This window comes from Bradyrhizobium sp. AUGA SZCCT0176 (genome assembly GCF_018130145.1).
Classification (GTDB): Bacteria; Pseudomonadota; Alphaproteobacteria; order Rhizobiales; family Xanthobacteraceae; genus Bradyrhizobium.
This window is the reverse complement of record NZ_JAFCMB010000002.1, coordinates 116,230-131,597: the sequence shown is the minus strand read 5'-3', so window position 1 is coordinate 131,597 and position 15,368 is coordinate 116,230. Positions and strand designations below refer to the sequence as shown.

Annotated in this window: 18 protein-coding genes; 8 read left to right on the top strand and 10 right to left on the bottom strand. The window is 63.8% G+C overall.

What is annotated here, in order from left to right; all coding sequences use genetic code 11:
- Positions 1–23 precede the first annotated feature (23 nt).
- The 4 genes from JQ600_RS05645 to JQ600_RS05630 form a co-directional block, all read right to left on the bottom strand.
- Positions 24–1,316, bottom strand: a complete 1,293-nt coding sequence (locus JQ600_RS05645; RefSeq protein ID WP_212388687.1) for a TRAP transporter large permease — start codon at positions 1,314–1,316, stop codon at positions 24–26.
- Between the two features lies 1 nt (position 1,317).
- Complete coding sequence (locus JQ600_RS05640) at positions 1,318–1,818, bottom strand: TRAP transporter small permease (protein ID WP_212388685.1); 501 nt, start codon at positions 1,816–1,818, stop codon at positions 1,318–1,320.
- A gap of 105 nt (positions 1,819–1,923) precedes the next feature.
- On the bottom strand, positions 1,924–2,919 hold the full coding sequence (locus tag JQ600_RS05635) for a TRAP transporter substrate-binding protein (RefSeq protein ID WP_212388683.1): 996 nt from the start codon (positions 2,917–2,919) through the stop codon (positions 1,924–1,926).
- A gap of 86 nt (positions 2,920–3,005) precedes the next feature.
- Entirely contained in the window at positions 3,006–4,364 is a 1,359-nt protein-coding gene (locus JQ600_RS05630) for an NAD(P)H-dependent oxidoreductase (RefSeq protein ID WP_212388682.1), read from the bottom strand.
- Between the two features lie 287 nt (positions 4,365–4,651).
- Between JQ600_RS05630 and JQ600_RS05625 the strand changes: the two genes are divergently transcribed.
- Complete coding sequence (locus tag JQ600_RS05625) at positions 4,652–5,557, top strand: LysR substrate-binding domain-containing protein (RefSeq protein ID WP_212388681.1); 906 nt, start codon at positions 4,652–4,654, stop codon at positions 5,555–5,557.
- A 99-nt stretch (positions 5,558–5,656) separates the two neighbouring features.
- Here JQ600_RS05625 and JQ600_RS05620 read toward each other — a convergent pair whose 3' ends face one another.
- Positions 5,657–6,115: an SRPBCC family protein gene (locus JQ600_RS05620; RefSeq protein WP_212388680.1), complete on the bottom strand. Its 459-nt coding sequence runs from the start codon at positions 6,113–6,115 to the stop codon at positions 5,657–5,659.
- A gap of 118 nt (positions 6,116–6,233) precedes the next feature.
- On the opposite strand from JQ600_RS05620, the gene JQ600_RS05615 reads away from it, so the two are divergent.
- The 7 genes from JQ600_RS05615 (at position 6,234) to JQ600_RS05590 (ending at position 11,340) form a co-directional block, all read left to right on the top strand.
- Positions 6,234–7,319 (top strand): adenylate/guanylate cyclase domain-containing protein, encoded by a 1,086-nt coding sequence (locus tag JQ600_RS05615; RefSeq protein ID WP_212388679.1) that lies wholly within the window; start codon positions 6,234–6,236, stop codon positions 7,317–7,319.
- 150 nt (positions 7,320–7,469) lie between these two features.
- Positions 7,470–7,823, top strand: a complete 354-nt coding sequence (locus JQ600_RS05610; RefSeq protein ID WP_212264863.1) for a helix-turn-helix transcriptional regulator — start codon at positions 7,470–7,472, stop codon at positions 7,821–7,823.
- A 12-nt stretch (positions 7,824–7,835) separates the two neighbouring features.
- On the top strand, positions 7,836–8,366 hold the full coding sequence (locus JQ600_RS05605) for an SRPBCC family protein (protein ID WP_212388678.1): 531 nt from the start codon (positions 7,836–7,838) through the stop codon (positions 8,364–8,366).
- 54 nt (positions 8,367–8,420) lie between these two features.
- A complete protein-coding gene (locus tag JQ600_RS05600; protein ID WP_212388677.1) occupies positions 8,421–9,167 on the top strand; it encodes a DUF899 domain-containing protein in 747 nt (248 codons plus the stop codon).
- Between the two features lie 79 nt (positions 9,168–9,246).
- A complete protein-coding gene (locus JQ600_RS36735) occupies positions 9,247–9,534 on the top strand; it encodes a hypothetical protein (protein WP_212388676.1) in 288 nt (95 codons plus the stop codon).
- A gap of 53 nt (positions 9,535–9,587) precedes the next feature.
- Positions 9,588–10,013 (top strand): GFA family protein, encoded by a 426-nt coding sequence (locus tag JQ600_RS05595; protein ID WP_212388826.1) that lies wholly within the window; start codon positions 9,588–9,590, stop codon positions 10,011–10,013.
- Between the two features lie 94 nt (positions 10,014–10,107).
- Positions 10,108–11,340: an MFS transporter gene (locus tag JQ600_RS05590; RefSeq protein ID WP_212388674.1), complete on the top strand. Its 1,233-nt coding sequence runs from the start codon at positions 10,108–10,110 to the stop codon at positions 11,338–11,340.
- A 44-nt stretch (positions 11,341–11,384) separates the two neighbouring features.
- Here JQ600_RS05590 and JQ600_RS05585 read toward each other — a convergent pair whose 3' ends face one another.
- The 5 genes from JQ600_RS05585 to JQ600_RS05565 all read right to left on the bottom strand — a co-directional run bounded on the left by JQ600_RS05585 (position 11,385) and on the right by JQ600_RS05565 (position 15,268).
- Positions 11,385–12,578: an amino acid ABC transporter substrate-binding protein gene (locus tag JQ600_RS05585; protein ID WP_249135718.1), complete on the bottom strand. Its 1,194-nt coding sequence runs from the start codon at positions 12,576–12,578 to the stop codon at positions 11,385–11,387.
- A gap of 11 nt (positions 12,579–12,589) precedes the next feature.
- Positions 12,590–13,240: a hydrolase gene (locus tag JQ600_RS05580; RefSeq protein WP_212264858.1), complete on the bottom strand. Its 651-nt coding sequence runs from the start codon at positions 13,238–13,240 to the stop codon at positions 12,590–12,592.
- A gap of 26 nt (positions 13,241–13,266) precedes the next feature.
- Entirely contained in the window at positions 13,267–13,647 is a 381-nt protein-coding gene (locus JQ600_RS05575; protein WP_212388672.1) for a nuclear transport factor 2 family protein, read from the bottom strand.
- Between the two features lie 154 nt (positions 13,648–13,801).
- Entirely contained in the window at positions 13,802–14,641 is an 840-nt protein-coding gene (locus JQ600_RS05570) for a helix-turn-helix domain-containing protein (RefSeq protein ID WP_312010966.1), read from the bottom strand.
- A gap of 189 nt (positions 14,642–14,830) precedes the next feature.
- Entirely contained in the window at positions 14,831–15,268 is a 438-nt protein-coding gene (locus JQ600_RS05565) for a VOC family protein (protein WP_212388671.1), read from the bottom strand.
- Between the last annotated feature and the right edge of the window lie 100 nt (positions 15,269–15,368).

Genomic DNA, 15,368 nt, shown 5'->3' with positions numbered 1-15,368 from the left:
ACCTCCGAAGGCTCCGCCGCGGTCTACTGGCCGTAGCCCACAAGCAGTTTCGGTAGCCACAATACCGTCGCGGGAAACAGCGAGATGATGATCAGCACCGCGACCCCGGCGCCCAGGAAGGGGCCGAGTTCACGGCTCTCCTCTTCCAGCTTCACGCCGGCGAAGTTGGCGCAGATGTAGAGCAGGATGCCGACCGGTGGCGTGATCAGCCCGAGGCAGAGGTTGAACACCATCACCAGTCCGAAATGGACGAGGTCGATGCCGACGGCCTGGACCACCGGCACCAGCACCGGGATCAGAATGAACATCGCCGGCAGCGGCTCCATGAAGATGCCGATGATGAGCAGGAAGACGTTGATCATCATGAGGATGATCGTCGGATCCGAGGAGAGGGAGCCGATCCAGACCGCGAGCGCGCGCGGCGTGCCGGAGACCGCGAGCAGCCAGCCGAAACCCGATGACAGCGCGATGATGAACATCACCAGCGCGGTGTCGAGGGCGGTCTGGATCAGGATCGGCCAGATCGTCCTGAGGCTGAGCTCCCGGTAGACGAAGAAGCCGATGAAGGCGGCGTAGACCACGGCGATGGTGGCGCTTTCGGTGACCGTGACGATGCCGCCGGTGACGCCGATCAGGATGATCACCGGCATCATGAGCGCCCAGCTTGCCGGCAGGAAGAGCCGAGGAATCTGCCGGATCGGCACGGCTTCCGAGACCGGGTAGTTGCGCTTCACCGAAATCCAGTAGGCCGCGACCATCAGCGACAGCGCAAGCAGGACGCCCGGCACGATGCCGCCGAGGAACAGCGCGATGATGGAGACGCCCTTTCCTGCGGATAGCCCGTAGATGACCAGCGGGATCGAGGGCGGGATGATCGGTCCGTTGACGCAGGCCGCCGCCATTAGCGCCGCGGCGAAACCGCCGCCATAGCCCTGTTTCTTCATAGCCGGGATCAGCACCTTGCCGAGCGCCGAGGCGTCGGCCGCCGCCGAGCCCGACAGGCCGGAGAAGATCATCGCCGCCGTCACCGAGGTCAGCGCCAGACCGCCGCGGAACCGGCCGACCATGGCGTTGGCGAGGCTGATGATCTGGTGGGTGATGCCGCCGCCATTCATCAGGTTTCCGGCCAGGATGAAGAAGGGGATTGCGAGCAGCGCGTAGGAATCGGCGCCGACCAGCGTGCGCTGCGCCAGGATCGACATCGGCAGCGAGCCATGGGTCAAGATCGCGCCGATAGTGGCGAGCCCCATCGCGAAGGCAATCGGCACCGACAGGGCGAGCAGCAGGAAGAAGCCGCCGATCAGAACGGTGCTCATCTCAGAAATCCCCCGCGAAGCCGTCAGGCTGCCGCTTGGAGGGATCGACGATCTTCTCGATGAAGTAGAGCATCATCATCGCGCAGGAGACCGGCGCCGAGAAATAGAAGAAGGCCGGGGTGATATCGAGCGCGCCATAGGTGTTGGGCAGGACGTCGATCGAGAGCTTCAGGCTGTAGACGAACAGCACCATGATGAAGGTCAGGTTGGCGAGTTCGATCACCCAGAACATCACCTGCTGGGCGCGTCCCTTGAGCATGCCGATGAACATGTCGACGCCGATATGCAGCTTTTGCCGGTAAAGCACGGCCGCGCCGATGAAGGTGATCCAGATGAACAGGATGTTGGAGACCTGCTCGACCCAGGCAATCGGTGCGTTGATGACATAGCGCCACCACACGGCGGCGAGCGTGATCAGCACGATCGCCGCGACGCAGAGCCCGAGCGCGAACTTGGCGATCTCGGTGATGCCGTCCGATAGCCTGCCGATGAGCGCCTTCACGCGGGATGCTCCGCTGTCAAACAACAATTGCCCGCCCCGGACGCGCTCACGCGCCGCCTCGGCCGTGGACCGAAGCGGTGCGCGTCCGCAGCGGGTCTGAACGCATCAGGCGATCTGGCCGATGCGGTCGGCCCATTTCTTGCCGGCCGGAAACTCGGTGGTCAGGCCCTTCACGGTCGCCGTGAAGGCCGCCTTGTCGACCTCGGAGATCACGATCTTCTTGGCCTTGATCAGTTCCAGGATGCGAACGTCGTCGCCGATCACCTTCGGCCGCATCTCGGCTTCCATGTCGCGCGCGGCCTGGTCGACGGCCTGGCGCAGCTCCGGGCTCAGTTTCTGGTAGGCCTGTTCGCTCATGACGACGCAGTTGTCCTGCATCATGTGCTCGGTCAGCGACAGATGGGTGTTGGCGTCGAAGATGCCGGAATTGTAGGTCAGGCCCATCGGGTTCTCCTGGCCGTCGATCACGCTCGACTTCAGGGCCTGGAAAACTTCGGGGAAGGGAAGCGGGGTAGGCGAGGCGCCGAACAGCTCGAAGGTGCGGCGCCAGAGCGCGGTTTCCGGCACCCGGATTTTGAGCCCCTTCATGTCGGCTGGCACTTTCACCACCCGGTTGCAGGAGAGCATGCGCGGCATGCGCGGGATCGCGCCGAGCGGCCGCAGCTTGGAGGTCTTGGCGATGTCATCCTGATATTCGGCGCGCATCGTGTCCCACACGCGATCCTTGTGGGCGACGTCCTTGAACAAATAGGGATGGGTCCAGACCTCTGCCGGGCGGTACCAGCCGGCGACCACACCCTGGCCCGGTGTTGCGATCTGGATCGCGCCCTGGAGGACGGCCTCGACATGCTCGCGTTCGCCGCCGAGCGCGCCGCCATGGTGGCCGGTGATTTCGATCTGGCCCTTGCTCAGTTCGGCGACGCGCTTGCTGAAGAAATCAAGGCTGATGCCGATGAAATCCTGCTGCGAGGCTGCGCTGGCGCCGATCCAACTGAGCTTCTGGGCCCTGAGCACGCCCGGCATGCCGATCAGCGCCGCGCCGGTCGCGAGCCCGCCGAGCATGGCGCGGCGGGATAGATAGCTTCGTCCCTTGGTCGTCATGGTTAGTCCTCCTCGGTTGTGGTTCGGCCCGTTGTTCGGGCTCTGGGGCGATGGCGGGGCGCAACGGCGCCCCGTCATGAAGTCGGTCAGGCGACGCGGGTGTTGGGGCGCGCGAAGGCCGCCTCCATCTCGCGCCGGACTATTACGGCGAGATTGGCGGGGTCGTAGGCGACGTCGCTCCATTTCAGGCGCTGGCCTTCGGCGATGTCGGTCTTGAGCTTGACGTTGTGGGCAAGCCCGAGCGGCAGATAACCTTCATCGAGCGAGGCCGAGGCGGGTGTCTGCTTGCCCCAGACGCAGAAGCCGCCTTCGCCGTCGAGCATCTCGCCGGCCTTGAGCGCGCGCTTGGCGGTGGCGACGACATCCGAGTTGAACATGATCGGCGCGCCCGTCGGCTCCTTGCGCAGCGCGGCCGATGCGACCGAGATGCCGAGTTCCAGTCCGATCATGTGGATCGGCCGGTACAGGCAGGAATATTTGCCGGTCTTGTCCGGCAGCATGCTGTACTCGCGGAAGCACTCCTCGCTATAGGCGCTGTCGCTCTCGAAGACGACATAGGTCCCCATGACGAGGCTGTTGGCGACATCGGTGCCGTCGCGATAGACGGAAGACGTGACCTCGGTAACGCCACTGCGCTCCAGAACGCCGCCGTCCGATTTCGGCTTGCATATCTCGGCATGCTCGAAACGTGTCGCCGGCGGGAAGGAGAGGCCGTCGGCCTGCGCATGAAGGCCGGTCGCGTTGCAGACGGCGGTCATCTCGATGCCCGACTTGGTGCCGTCGACGAAGCTGTTGAACATCTTCGGATTGATCGAATTGCGATCCTTGATCTTCATGTACTTGTCGAGAATGTCCCAGACCGTGTCGGGGGTCGACTGGTGGTAGGTCGGGTGGTAGCGCGTGCCCTTGCCGGCCGACACCACTTTGAAGCCTGCCGCGCGCGCCCAGTCGACATGGTCGGCGATCAGCGCCGGCTGGTCGCCCCAGGCGAGCGAATAGACCACGCCGGCCGCGGCCGCCTTGCGGGCCAGGATCGGGCCGGCGACGGCGTCGGCTTCGACGTTGACCATGATGATGTGTTTGCCGTGCTCGATTGCTTTCAGCGCGAAGCGGATGCCGGCGCCGGGATCGCCCGTCGCTTCGATGACGACCTCGACGCCGGGATGGGTGACCAGCTTGTCGCCATCGTCGGTGATATGCGTCGCGCCATTCTTGAGCGCGTCCTCGATCGAGGCGGCCGCATATTGCTCCTGCGGCCAGCAGGCGAGCTGCAACTGCGAGCGGGCGCGCGCGGTGTTGAGGTCGGCGACGCCGACGATGTGCATGCCGTCGGTGTTGCGGGCTTGCGAGAGGAACATCGTTCCGAATTTTCCGGCGCCGATGATGGCGACCGTGACCGGCCGTCCGGCCGCCTTCCGTTCCAGGAGCATGCGATGCAGGTTCATGTTGGTGCGCCTTCCGCCTTCGGCCGATCGACGATCGGGCCAGCCTCATCCAGTGAGGAATCGACGGAAACAGCGAGTGCCGTGCCGCGTACCAGGCGGCATACAGCGACCACCAGGGGCTTGCGCCGCCTGCCGGTCTTCGCCCCCCACGATGGCGGGTGACGTCTCTTCCCGAGCGCTAGCAGCTTCTTTTGATGAGCTGCATTCCTCATTTATGCGTGCTAGCATTGGCAAATGGGGCAACAAAAGCGAATAAGGATGCTCGAATCGATGAGCTATATTCGTCGATGATTGGCGAGTTGCCGCCCTTGCAGTGGCTGCTGACCTTCCGCGCCGTGATGGAGGCCGGCAGCTTTGTCGGCGCGGCCAAGCTGTTGAACCTGACGCCTTCTGCGATCAGCCATCAGATGCGTGCGCTGGAAGGCACGCTCGGGCGCCCGCTGTTCCTGCGCGTCAAGCGAACCGTCATCCCAACTGAGGAGGCGCTGACCTACAGCGCATCGATAGGGGAGAGCTTCGCCCGGCTCGTGACCGCAACCAGCCGCGTCGCCTCCGGCGCCGGCGTGCGCCGGCTCCCGATCCACGCCTCGCCAAGCTTCGCGACGCTTTGGCTGGTGCCACGGCTCGGCCAGTTCCTGCGCGAGCACCCGGCGATCGACGTTGCGCTCTACGCCAGTCACGAGCCGGCGCGGCTCGGCCAGGACGGCATCCTGGTCGATATCCAGTATGCGCGTCCGGTGCCGGAATCCTGCGAGGCGGTGCCGCTCGTCGAGGAGTTGATCGTGCCGCTGGCGAGCGCAGGCTTCGTCGCCGAGCATCGGTTGACGAGCCCTGCCGATATCGCCCGCGTGCCGCTGATCCACTCGCTGCGTTGCGTGGTGCCGTGGGACCAATGGTCGGCCAGGCACGCGCGGCTGGTGCCGCTCAATCCGCGCGGCCTGCAATTCGACCGGGCCCATCTTGCGCTTGCTGTCGCGGCAGACGGGCTTGGCCTCGCTCTCGAATCGACCTTGCAGGCGGGTGACCATCTGCGCCGGGGCGCATTGACGATGCCTTTCGGGCCGCTCGGCATTCCTGCCGTCGCTCACCGGCTGCTCTATCGCCGCGAGGACCGCGCCAACCCGGAAATCATCGCCTTTGTTGATTGGATCACCGGCATGCTGGCGCAGGAACGTCATTTCGAGTGGCGCTGACGACGAAACTCAGCGCTCGGAATCTCGGAATCGTTTCACGCTGGCGTGCCGCAATTTGAAATAAGCAGGAAATGAGATTGGCGTGCAGGGTAGGCGACATCAAGCAACGTCGCGCGTGCCGTTCGGGCCCCGATCGGGACCAGGATCTTGACCGGCGGCGGCTGAGGTCAGCCGGCCGAGATAATGCGCCCAACCCTTGTCATGGCTTGCGCGGGTCGCCTCGTTGGGAAGGCCGCTATGGGTCATGCGCAGCAGCGTGCCGCCATCCTGTTCGATCAGATCGATTTCGATCAGGCTTGATCCCGGCGGCACCTCGTCATTGGTTTCCCAGCCAAAACTGTAGGCGAGGCGGTGCACCGGCACGACTTCACGAAAGGCGCCGCGCGCCGTGGCGCTGCCAACGCCTTTCAGGAGATAGAGCCCGCCCGGGTGCATCTGTGTCGTCGCCTCGGTCCCCATCCATTGCACGATCTTGTCGGGATCGGTGAGGAAGGCGAACACGCTGGCGCGTGGTGCCGCAATGTGGGTCTCGCGCTGGACGACGAACGCTTCAGTCATCGAAAACCTCGTTGCTCGTTGGCATGAAGAAGGTGCAACCGATGCGAAGATATGCCCGCGCGCGGATTTACCAAGGGCGGTTGATGACAATGACGCGCCGCTGCCACATGATCGGCCCATGCAACTCAATTCGACGCTGACATGGTTGGTCGATGCGGCGAGCGCTTCACCGGGTTCGGAGCGGTTCCTTGCCGAACTCGGTGCGCATTTGATCGCTGATAATCTGCCGCTCGCCGGCGGCGCCCTGACGCTCGCGGTTCCGCATCCGATCATTGCCCGCCGCACCTGGTTGTGGCGGGCGGAGAACGGCGAGGTGATCGAGGCGGTGGGTTTTGCGCCGGCGGATGCAGCACAGAATCGTTCCGCTGGCGATGCCGGCTGGCGTTGGCTGGCCGGGCTCGCGGGCGGAATGGTGCATGAAGACGTCGTGGGGCCGGGATCGGATGGACCGGTGCTCTCATGGATCGGGCCGCGTCAGTTCACGGCAACAGAGATTGCCCGGTTGCGTGAGGTCGCCCGTTTTGCCGCGGCACCACTTGCAGCCCTTTCAGCGCGCGCGACGCTGACCGCAACGCTCGAGGCCTATCTTGGCCGGCGCAGTGCGGCACGCGTTATGGCGGGACCGCTACGGCGCGATGTCGGCGAAACCATCCGTGCCGCGTTGCTCTATGCGGATCTGCGCAGCTTCACCGCGCTGTCCGAGACTTCGCCGCCGGCTTCCGTCATCACCGCGCTCGATGCCTGGTTCGATTGCATGGCCGGCACCGTTCACGCCTTCGGCGGCGAGGTGCTGAAATTCATCGGCGACGGCATGCTGGCGATCTTTCCAGTCGCTGGGGAAAATCTCGGCGATGCCTGCAACGCGGCGCTTCGTGCCGTCACATCCGCGCAAGCCGGGATGGCGCATCTTGATGGGATCAGGCGAGAGCAGGGGTTGCCATCGCTGGCGTTTGGCGCCGCGCTGCATCTCGGCGAGATCCTTTGGGGCAATGTCGGTGCGGCGGACCGGCTCGATTTCACCGCGATCGGTCCCGCCGTCAATCTGGTCAGCCGGCTCGAGGGACTTTGCCGGCCGCTCGGCCGAACGGTTTTGATTTCCGGCGCAGTCGCTCGTGAAACCACCGCAAAACTGATCCCGCTGGGAACGCATCCTCTGCGCGGCATCGCCGCTCCCTGCGACGTCTACACCGTGCCGGACGGCTAGTCGGCGACCTGACAAAGGCTGCACAACACAAAATCGCGAAAACAACCCCATGCAAAGTAAGAATGGGCCACCGGAACCCCCGCGGAACCCATCACGAAGAAGTTAAACCGATCGGTTGACAATCCGTTTCAGGCGACTATGTTAAACCACATGGTTGAACAACACGCTCATCTGGACGCCGTCTTTCATGCCCTTGCTGACCCGACGCGGCGGGCCATGCTCGGCCAGCTCGCGGAACGCGAACTCACGATCGGGGAGCTGGCGACCCCGTTCAGCATGAGTTTTGCGGGCGCCTCGAAACACGTGCGGGTGCTGGAGAACGCTGGCCTCGTGACGCGCACGATCCAGGGCCGCACCCATCTCTGCCGCCTGCAAGCGGCGCGGCTTGCGGAGGCCAATGAGTGGCTGCGGCGTTATGAGCGCTTCTGGAATGAAAAACTCGACACGCTGGAATCCCTGTTGCGCGCCGAAGACGAAGCGGCGGCAAAGAAAAGCAAGACGTGAAGGAATAGAACGATGGATGCGAAGACACCCGATGCGTACGGCGCGCTGATCGAACCGACGACGCTGAAAATCCAGCGGCTGTTGCCCGGTCCGATCGAGCGCATCTGGGCCTATCTCATCGACAGCGACCTGCGCCGCAAATGGCTGGCGGCAGGCGCGATGGAGATGAAGGTTGGCGCGCCCGTCGAATTCGTCTGGCGCAACGGCGAGCTCAACGATCCGCCAAGCCCGCGGCCGGCCGATTTTCCCGAAGAGCACCGCATGCAAAGCCGGATCACCGAACTCGATCCGATGCGCAAGCTTTCCATCGCCTGGAACAACAGCGGCGACGTGACGTTTGAATTGGAGCCAAGGGGGCAGGGCGTGCTGCTGACGGTGATCCATCGCCGTCTGCCCGATCGCTCGACCATGCTCAAGGTCAGCGCCGGCTGGCATATGCATCTCGATGTCCTGGTCGCACGCGCATCCGGCAAGGAGCCGGCGCCGTTCTGGGAAGGCTGGAGCAGGCTGCGAGACGAATACGACCGGCGGCTTCCGGCCTGACACTGCAGCACGACGCGTAACGCAACAAGCATCGCAACCAACAGGAGGCTAGCTATGACTCTAGCAATGGAGACTCATGTCGTTTCGGCAAAGGAGTGGGAAGCTGCGCGCCAGCAGATGCTCGTGAAGGAAAAAGCCAATACCCGCGCCCGTGACGCGTTGGCGGCCGAGCGCCGGCGGATGCCGTGGATGGCCGTGGAGAAGAGTTACGCGTTCGAAGGACCCGGCGGCAGAGTGAGCCTGGTCGACCTGTTCGATGGCCGCCGCCAGCTGATCGTCTACCGCGCGTTCTACGAGCCCGGCGTGCATGGCTGGCCCGAGCAAGCCTGCCGCGGTTGCTCCATGGTGGCCGACCAGGTCGCCCACGTCGCCCATCTGAACGCCCGCGACACCACGCTCGTCTTCGTTTCGCGCGCGCCGCAGGCGGACATCGCGCGGCTGAAAAAGCGGATGGAATGGGATATGCCCTGGTACACCGTCACCGACAGCTTCGACAAGGACTTCGGCGTCGACGAATGGCACGGCACCAACGTGTTCATCCGCGATAGCAACAAGGTCTTCCGGACCTACTTCATCAACAACCGCGGCGATGAGCAGATGGGCGGCACCTGGAACTACCTCGACATCACGCCGTTCGGCCGCCAGGAGGTCTGGGAGGATTCTCCGGAAGGCACGCCGCAGACGCCAACCTACAAATGGTGGAACTGGCACGACAGCTACGTCCCGAACGCCGCGCCCGACAAAAAGTGGGCCGAGGTGTCGGACGCCGGCGAGGCCGCCATGCGCAAGCAAAGCGGCTAATCCGGCGAGGTCAGCCACCGCTAGCGCAGGTGCTGTGCGAGCGGAAGCAGCCAGGTAGCAGTAACGCAGGAGAAGGACCATGAGTGAGACGCATGCCGTCGCACGCAGCACCGGCGCGATTCCTCGTAACAACGGCAACGCGGCCGCGACCGGCGCCGCCGAATTTCTATACCTCGCCGCCGCGCCGACCTTCGCGATCATGGCGTTGCTGACGTCCGTTCTTGGCGGCGGAGTGGGGGAGGCGTTGTGTTCGCCGGCGTCGCCGCTGAGCGGAATGGTCCCGATGTATTTGCTGATGAGCGCCTTCCATTTGGCGCCTTGGCTGAAGCTGATTTCGCGCCGGCGAAACGCCATCCGCCGGTGCTGATCCCGCCTTCGCAACTCAGATTCCCCCGCATCACCCCCACTGAAAGGAATAACATGAGCAAAGCTTTTTCCGGCGGCTGCGCCTGCGCCGCGATCCGTTATGAAACTTCCGGCGAACCCGTCTTTATGAACCACTGCCAGTGCCAGGATTGTCAGCGCAGGAGCGGCACCGGGCACGGCTCCTATCTCACCTTCGCGGGCAGGAACAGCGTGAAACTCGAAGGCAAAGCGGCGCATTGCGACGTCGTCGGCGACAGCGGCAATGTGAAGACGCACAGTTTTTGCCCGGCCTGCGGGTCGCCGGTGTATCTCACTTTTGCTGCCATGCCGGATCTCTTCACCGTGCACGCGGCAAGCCTCGACGATCCCGGCCGCTTCAAGCCGCAGGCCGTCACCTACGGAATACGTGGCCACGCCTGGGACGATCTCGATCCGGCATTGCCGAAATTCGACAAGATGCCACCTGCTGCCAGTTCCTGAACCGGCCATATGCTCTAAAATATTATCCTGATCATGTCGCCTTTGGCGCTTCTCAAACGTCTTGAACCGAGAAGCGCCAAAACGGAGATTTGTAATGGACCATTCTCGCTATCGTTGGGTGATCGTCGTGGCAGGCGGCACACTGGGCTGCGTCGCGGCCGGGGCGATGTTTTCCCTGCCGGTGCTGCTGCAATCGATCACGCGGGATACCGGCTGGTCGGTCGCAGGCGTATCGAGCGCGATGACGATCGGTTTCCTGGCCATGGCGTGCTGCAGCATGCTCTGGGGCAGCCTGTCCGACCGCTTCGGACCGCTGCCGGTGGTGCTGACGGGATCATTGGTGCTGGCCGGAAGCCTCTTGCTCGCCAGCGTGGCGACTTCGCTGCTCGCGTTCCAGTTCATCTTCGGCGTTCTGGTCGGCGGCGCCATTGCCGCGATCTTTGCGCCGATGATGGCCTGCGTCACCGGCTGGTTCGATACAAATCGCAGTCTCGCGGTCTCATTGGTGTCGGCCGGCATGGGAATAGCGCCCATGACCATGGCGCCGCTGGTGGCCTGGCTGGTCTCGGTCCACGACTGGCGAACGACGCTGCAGATCGTGGCTGGTATCGTTGCCGTGATCATGATTCCGGTATCGCTGTTGGTGCGGCGCCCGCCGGCGCTCGCGGCGGCCAACGCCCCAGCTCTGGCAAACGGCGAGCAGCAAACCGAGATGTCGGTAGGCGAGGCGGTGCGTTCGCCGCAGTTCGCGATCCTGCTGCTGACGAATTTCTTCTGCTGCGCCACCCATTCGGGTCCGATCATCCACACCGTCAGCTATGCCGTCAGCTGTGGCATCCCGCTGATCGCGGCGGTTTCGATCTACAGCCTCGAGGGGCTCACAGGGCTCGGCGGCCGTGTCGCGTTCGGCATCCTCGGCGACAAATTAGGCGCCAAGCGCGTTCTGGTCACGGGATTGCTGGTGCAGGCCTTCGGCGCGCTGGCCTATGTGTTCGTCCGCGACCTTGCCGGCTTCTATGCTGTCGCGGCGGTGTTCGGATTCATCTATGCCGGCACGATGCCACTCTATGCTGCAATCGCGCGCGAGAATTTTCCGCTGAAGATGATGGGCACCGTGATCGGCGGCACCGCGATGGCCGGCAGCCTCGGCATGGCCATGGGCCCGGTGGCCGGCGGTCTGATCTACGATACCCTTGGCAGCTACACGTGGCTCTATGTCGGCTCCTGGGCCATGGGACTTGGCGCGTTCCTGATCGCGATGACCTTCAAGCCGTTCCCCAAGGCGAACGCCAACGCGCAAGCGGCGCAGGTGCCGGCTTCGGCATAATCGGATAAGCAAACCCCGGGCGCTGTTGGCGCGCCCGGGCCTGGCTAGGCGAAAGCGAGTGCGGCGGCGTAGGGAAAGCGAAGATCACCGGAAGCGAAGCCCGGTGGTGAAACCACGATTTGCCGCGACCCGTTGCGGAATTGGCTGACATCGTGGCCGGATATTCCCTGGAATTGGACCTGCAGAACCCGTGGTTCTGCCCATTCGCCTTTTGCGCCGAACTTGATATCGCCCATCACGGTGTGAAACGTCGCGGCGCGGGTGTATGCCGCAAGGCTTGAATCGTCGAAGCCACCGGTCGCTTCGACCGCCTGCGTCACCACCTGCATCTGGGCATAAGCGAGCGGTGCCATGTAATGTCCGAGGAGATCGACGCCAGCTTCGCCAGCGCGCGCCTGGTAGGTGTTCAGCATTTCCTGAACGCCGGGAAGCATCCGCTTCGGGATCGGCACCCAATATTCGTAGTTCACGAAGCCGTTGAGCAATGGTCCGAGCGTGGTTTTCACCGCCGTGTTCTGCGGACCGATCATGGCGCCGCCGACCATTTTGGGGCGAAAGCGATGTCCGTGGACGGTTCGCACGAGGCCGATCGAGTCGGCGAGGTAGGAGCAGAGAAACAGCAGATCGCAATCGGTTGCGGCGACCGCGTCGATCACAGGTGTGAAATCGTCAGTGGTCAGCGGATAGGTGGCCTCGTGGACGATCCGGAAACCGTACTTTTCGGAATTCGCCTTCGCACCGAGGACAGGATTGCGCGAGAACTCGGCGTCCGCAGAAACCAGCGCCACCGTGGCAGGCTTGGGCTTCTGCTCTGCGGCGAGCGCAAAGAACCCTTCGGTGAGGGCGGCGTTCGGATCAGGCCCGGTCGGAATCATCGCGAAGTAGTTCGGATAGAGCAGCGCGTGGTTGACGCCGAGACCCATCAACCCGACGAAAAAGCGCTGCCGCTCCATGATGGCAGGCATCGCTGGCAATATGGTGTTGGTGCCGTAGCCGCCGATGACGAGATCGACGCGATCATCGTCCAACAGACGTCGGTAGATGCCGGGGACGCGCGAAGCGTCCGCGCCATCGTCGTAGCAGATCAGTTCGACGGGACGGCCGAGCAGCCCACCCCGTCGGTTGATGTCCTCGCGCCATATCTCGTGGGCGAGCCGGGCCGATTTGCTGTTGTCGGCGACCGGACCGGTCAATGACAGGGCGTAGCCGATACGGATTGGCGCTGGCGTGATGGGCATGACGTCGCTCTTCAGACGCCGGCCCCGGCGCGCCCGGCGAGAAGTTGCAGTTCCCAGGCCAGCGCGACAGCGCTGGCGCCGCCATGTTCGAGAACGACGGCCGCGACGCCGGCCGCGGTCTTCTCGCGCGCCCAGTCGCGCTGCCATTCGCCCAGCACCGCAAGCCAGGTGATCGGCACCGCGCCGGCGGCGACCATGCGGCGCACCGCCATGTCGTGGGCCTCCAGCGAGACGCCGCCCGAAGCATCGGTGACGATGAAGACGTCATACCCTTCGGCAAGCGCCTGGATCGCCGGCATCGCAAGGCAGATCTCGGTGTAGAGCGCGGCCAGCACCAGCTGCTTGCGCCCGCTCTTCTTGACGATGTCGGTAACCTTTGGGTCTTCCCAGGTGTTGATGAAGGTGCGGTCGATCGGTTTCTGCTCGGGGAACACATCCTGCAGACCCTTGATGATATAGCCGCCGCGCTCTTCGATCACTGTGGTCAGGATCGTCGGCACGTCGAACACTTTCGCCGTCTTGGCGAGACCGATGACGTTGTTGATGATCATCGTCGGCTCGTGGCTGTTCAGATTGGTGAACTGGTACGGCTGATGGTCGATCAGCACCAGGATGCTGTCTTCCGGGCGAAGCAGTGCGTCGAGGCCGGTCTTGGCGGGCATGAATACTCCTTGGAATGTGCAGGCGCTCAGGCGCCGGTGGGATCGAGAAAGACGTGCAGGGATAGGATTCGGCCGCCTTCGATCTTGGCGACATCGGTTCCGGTTACTGCGGCGGGACCATCCGGAGGACCGGACCGCCAGCGCAGCCGTCCCATGCCGTGATGACCGACAGCGGGACCAACCGAAGTGAAGACGAAATTGGGCGGCAGGTTCGCCAGCAATGCTTCCACCGCCTGACTGATGGCGGCATGGCCGGTCGCCGCGGCATCCGGTGGTTCATACAATGTCGCGTTGTCGGCATAGAGTTCGGTGACGGCTTTGAGCCGGCGCGAGGCGTCGCGCTCGCCGAACACCCGCGCGAGGTTCGCCTGCATCAGGCTGTCATAGTCGATGGATTGAGCGGTCATCTGCTGCGTTCCGGGGGTGAGAAATTCCGGAAGGCGGGTGTCGTCACGCACTCAAGGCAGCTCGCCCGCCTGTCCGGTCGGGCGACTATTTATTCTGCCGTGTGGGAAAGGCACTGTTCGATTCTGCTGCCGGCAGTTCAAAACTGCTATGGGCTCAGTTTTTTCGGTCGTATCGCCACGCCGCCGGTGTCGCGCCGGTGAGTTTCCGGAACGTGCGCCCGAAATGTACCGCGTCGGCAAAACCGGTGGCTTCAGCCACGTCGTCGAGCGAAGCGCTGGTATCGATTAGCAGCGCCTGCGCGCGCCGGATGCGGGCGTCGAGCTGCCAGCGGTAGGGCGCCATCCCGGTCGAAGCCTTGAACGCCCGGCTGAACTGCGACTGCGACAGGCCCGCCAGCTCTGCCAGACGCGCAAGTTCAACACGCCCCGGCAAATGCGCGTTAAGATATTCGATGACGCGCTGAAGCTGGTGGGGTGCCAACCCCTTGGCATCCGCGCCCGGTGCAGGTGGATCGGCGAACAGCCGCGCCGCGATCGCCGCGACCAACCCATCGCCATAGAGTTGCGCCGACGGATCGGGATCGTTCACCGCGTCGGACAGCAGCCTGACCAGGTTCCATATTCGATCGTCAGCAAAGCGCAACCGCGGCGCAGTACTCGCATCGGCGTTGAAGCCGGTGGCCAGCCGCTCACCCAATACCGCAAGGTCGAAGCTCAGGGTGGCGTCTTTCACAATGCGCGCGTCGGCGTTGTAGCCCCACATCTCTAGACCCGCCGGCGCGAAGTGCATGTGCCGGGGCATATAGTCGATCGGGCAGGGCTGATCTTCGCGCAGGCGTGGTTCGCAGTGGCCTCCGACCTCTTCCAGCACCACGCTGAGGCGGGTTTCGGTCTGGTGGCGGAGCGGATGAACCACCCGGCCGGCGCAATGATACTCGCTGACGTCGACGCTCACGCCGTTCCACGCGCGCTGCGCGACCGCCAGGCTCAGCACGTTCTCCGGCAACGAGGTCAGGTGGTCGGCACGGGTAAGCAGGTCGATATCCTCCGATATGCGGCTGATATCATATCACACCCCCTCCGCCGCGGCAGCATTCAACCCGCCCGCATCTATGGATGGGCCCGGGCACGTATTAGCGCGCCCGGGCTCGTTGTCACCTTGATCACCTTGCGGTGTCAGGGATCAGCCGGCAAATGCCTTTTCCAGATCGGCAATAACGATCTTTCGCATCTTCATCATGGCCTGCATGGCGCGATCGGCCTTGTTGCGATCGGGATCGCCGAGGTATCGGCCCAGCGCCGTGGGCACAACCTGCCAGGACAGGCCGAATTTGTCCTTCAGCCATCCGCATTGCGATTCCTCGCCGCCATCGGCGGTCAGCCTGCTCCAGAAATAGTCCACCTCTTCCTGGGTCTCGACGCTGATGAAGAAGGAGACCGCCTCGTTGAACCTGTACTTGGGGCCGCCATTGAGGGCGTTGAACTTCTGCCCCTCGAGTTCGAAACTCGCCATGAAGTCATTGACCACCTCGACCTTGGCATTGGGAAACACCGATTTGTAGAACGCAACGGCCGCGGGGACGTTGTTGTCGAACCAGAGGAACGGCGTGATGGAAGTCATGACGGATGTCCTTGTCGGTTGGGGGGAATCGGCAGGCTTGGGGCTATGGAGGGAGTGGGCTCATCGGGAGGACGAACGGAGGGACGGGATTCCGACAGGG

Excerpts from the sequence above, each read along its gene's own strand:
- JQ600_RS05645 (WP_212388687.1), bottom strand. The coding sequence starts at position 1,316 with ATGAGCACCGTTCTGATCGGCGGCTTCTTCCTGCTGCTCGCCCTGTCG.
- JQ600_RS05635 (WP_212388683.1), bottom strand. The coding sequence starts at position 2,919 with ATGACGACCAAGGGACGAAGCTATCTATCCCGCCGCGCCATGCTCGGC.
- JQ600_RS05630 (WP_212388682.1), bottom strand. The coding sequence starts at position 4,364 with ATGAACCTGCATCGCATGCTCCTGGAACGGAAGGCGGCCGGACGGCCG.
- JQ600_RS05625 (WP_212388681.1), top strand. The coding sequence starts at position 4,652 with ATGATTGGCGAGTTGCCGCCCTTGCAGTGGCTGCTGACCTTCCGCGCC.
- JQ600_RS05620 (WP_212388680.1), bottom strand. The coding sequence starts at position 6,115 with ATGACTGAAGCGTTCGTCGTCCAGCGCGAGACCCACATTGCGGCACCA.
- JQ600_RS05615 (WP_212388679.1), top strand. The coding sequence starts at position 6,234 with ATGCAACTCAATTCGACGCTGACATGGTTGGTCGATGCGGCGAGCGCT.
- JQ600_RS05610 (WP_212264863.1), top strand. The coding sequence starts at position 7,470 with ATGGTTGAACAACACGCTCATCTGGACGCCGTCTTTCATGCCCTTGCT.
- JQ600_RS05605 (WP_212388678.1), top strand. The coding sequence starts at position 7,836 with ATGGATGCGAAGACACCCGATGCGTACGGCGCGCTGATCGAACCGACG.
- JQ600_RS05600 (WP_212388677.1), top strand. The coding sequence starts at position 8,421 with ATGACTCTAGCAATGGAGACTCATGTCGTTTCGGCAAAGGAGTGGGAA.
- JQ600_RS36735 (WP_212388676.1), top strand. The coding sequence starts at position 9,247 with ATGAGTGAGACGCATGCCGTCGCACGCAGCACCGGCGCGATTCCTCGT.
- JQ600_RS05595 (WP_212388826.1), top strand. The coding sequence starts at position 9,588 with ATGAGCAAAGCTTTTTCCGGCGGCTGCGCCTGCGCCGCGATCCGTTAT.
- JQ600_RS05590 (WP_212388674.1), top strand. The coding sequence starts at position 10,108 with ATGGACCATTCTCGCTATCGTTGGGTGATCGTCGTGGCAGGCGGCACA.
- JQ600_RS05585 (WP_249135718.1), bottom strand. The coding sequence starts at position 12,578 with ATGCCCATCACGCCAGCGCCAATCCGTATCGGCTACGCCCTGTCATTG.
- JQ600_RS05580 (WP_212264858.1), bottom strand. The coding sequence starts at position 13,240 with ATGCCCGCCAAGACCGGCCTCGACGCACTGCTTCGCCCGGAAGACAGC.
- JQ600_RS05575 (WP_212388672.1), bottom strand. The coding sequence starts at position 13,647 with ATGACCGCTCAATCCATCGACTATGACAGCCTGATGCAGGCGAACCTC.
- JQ600_RS05565 (WP_212388671.1), bottom strand. The coding sequence starts at position 15,268 with ATGACTTCCATCACGCCGTTCCTCTGGTTCGACAACAACGTCCCCGCG.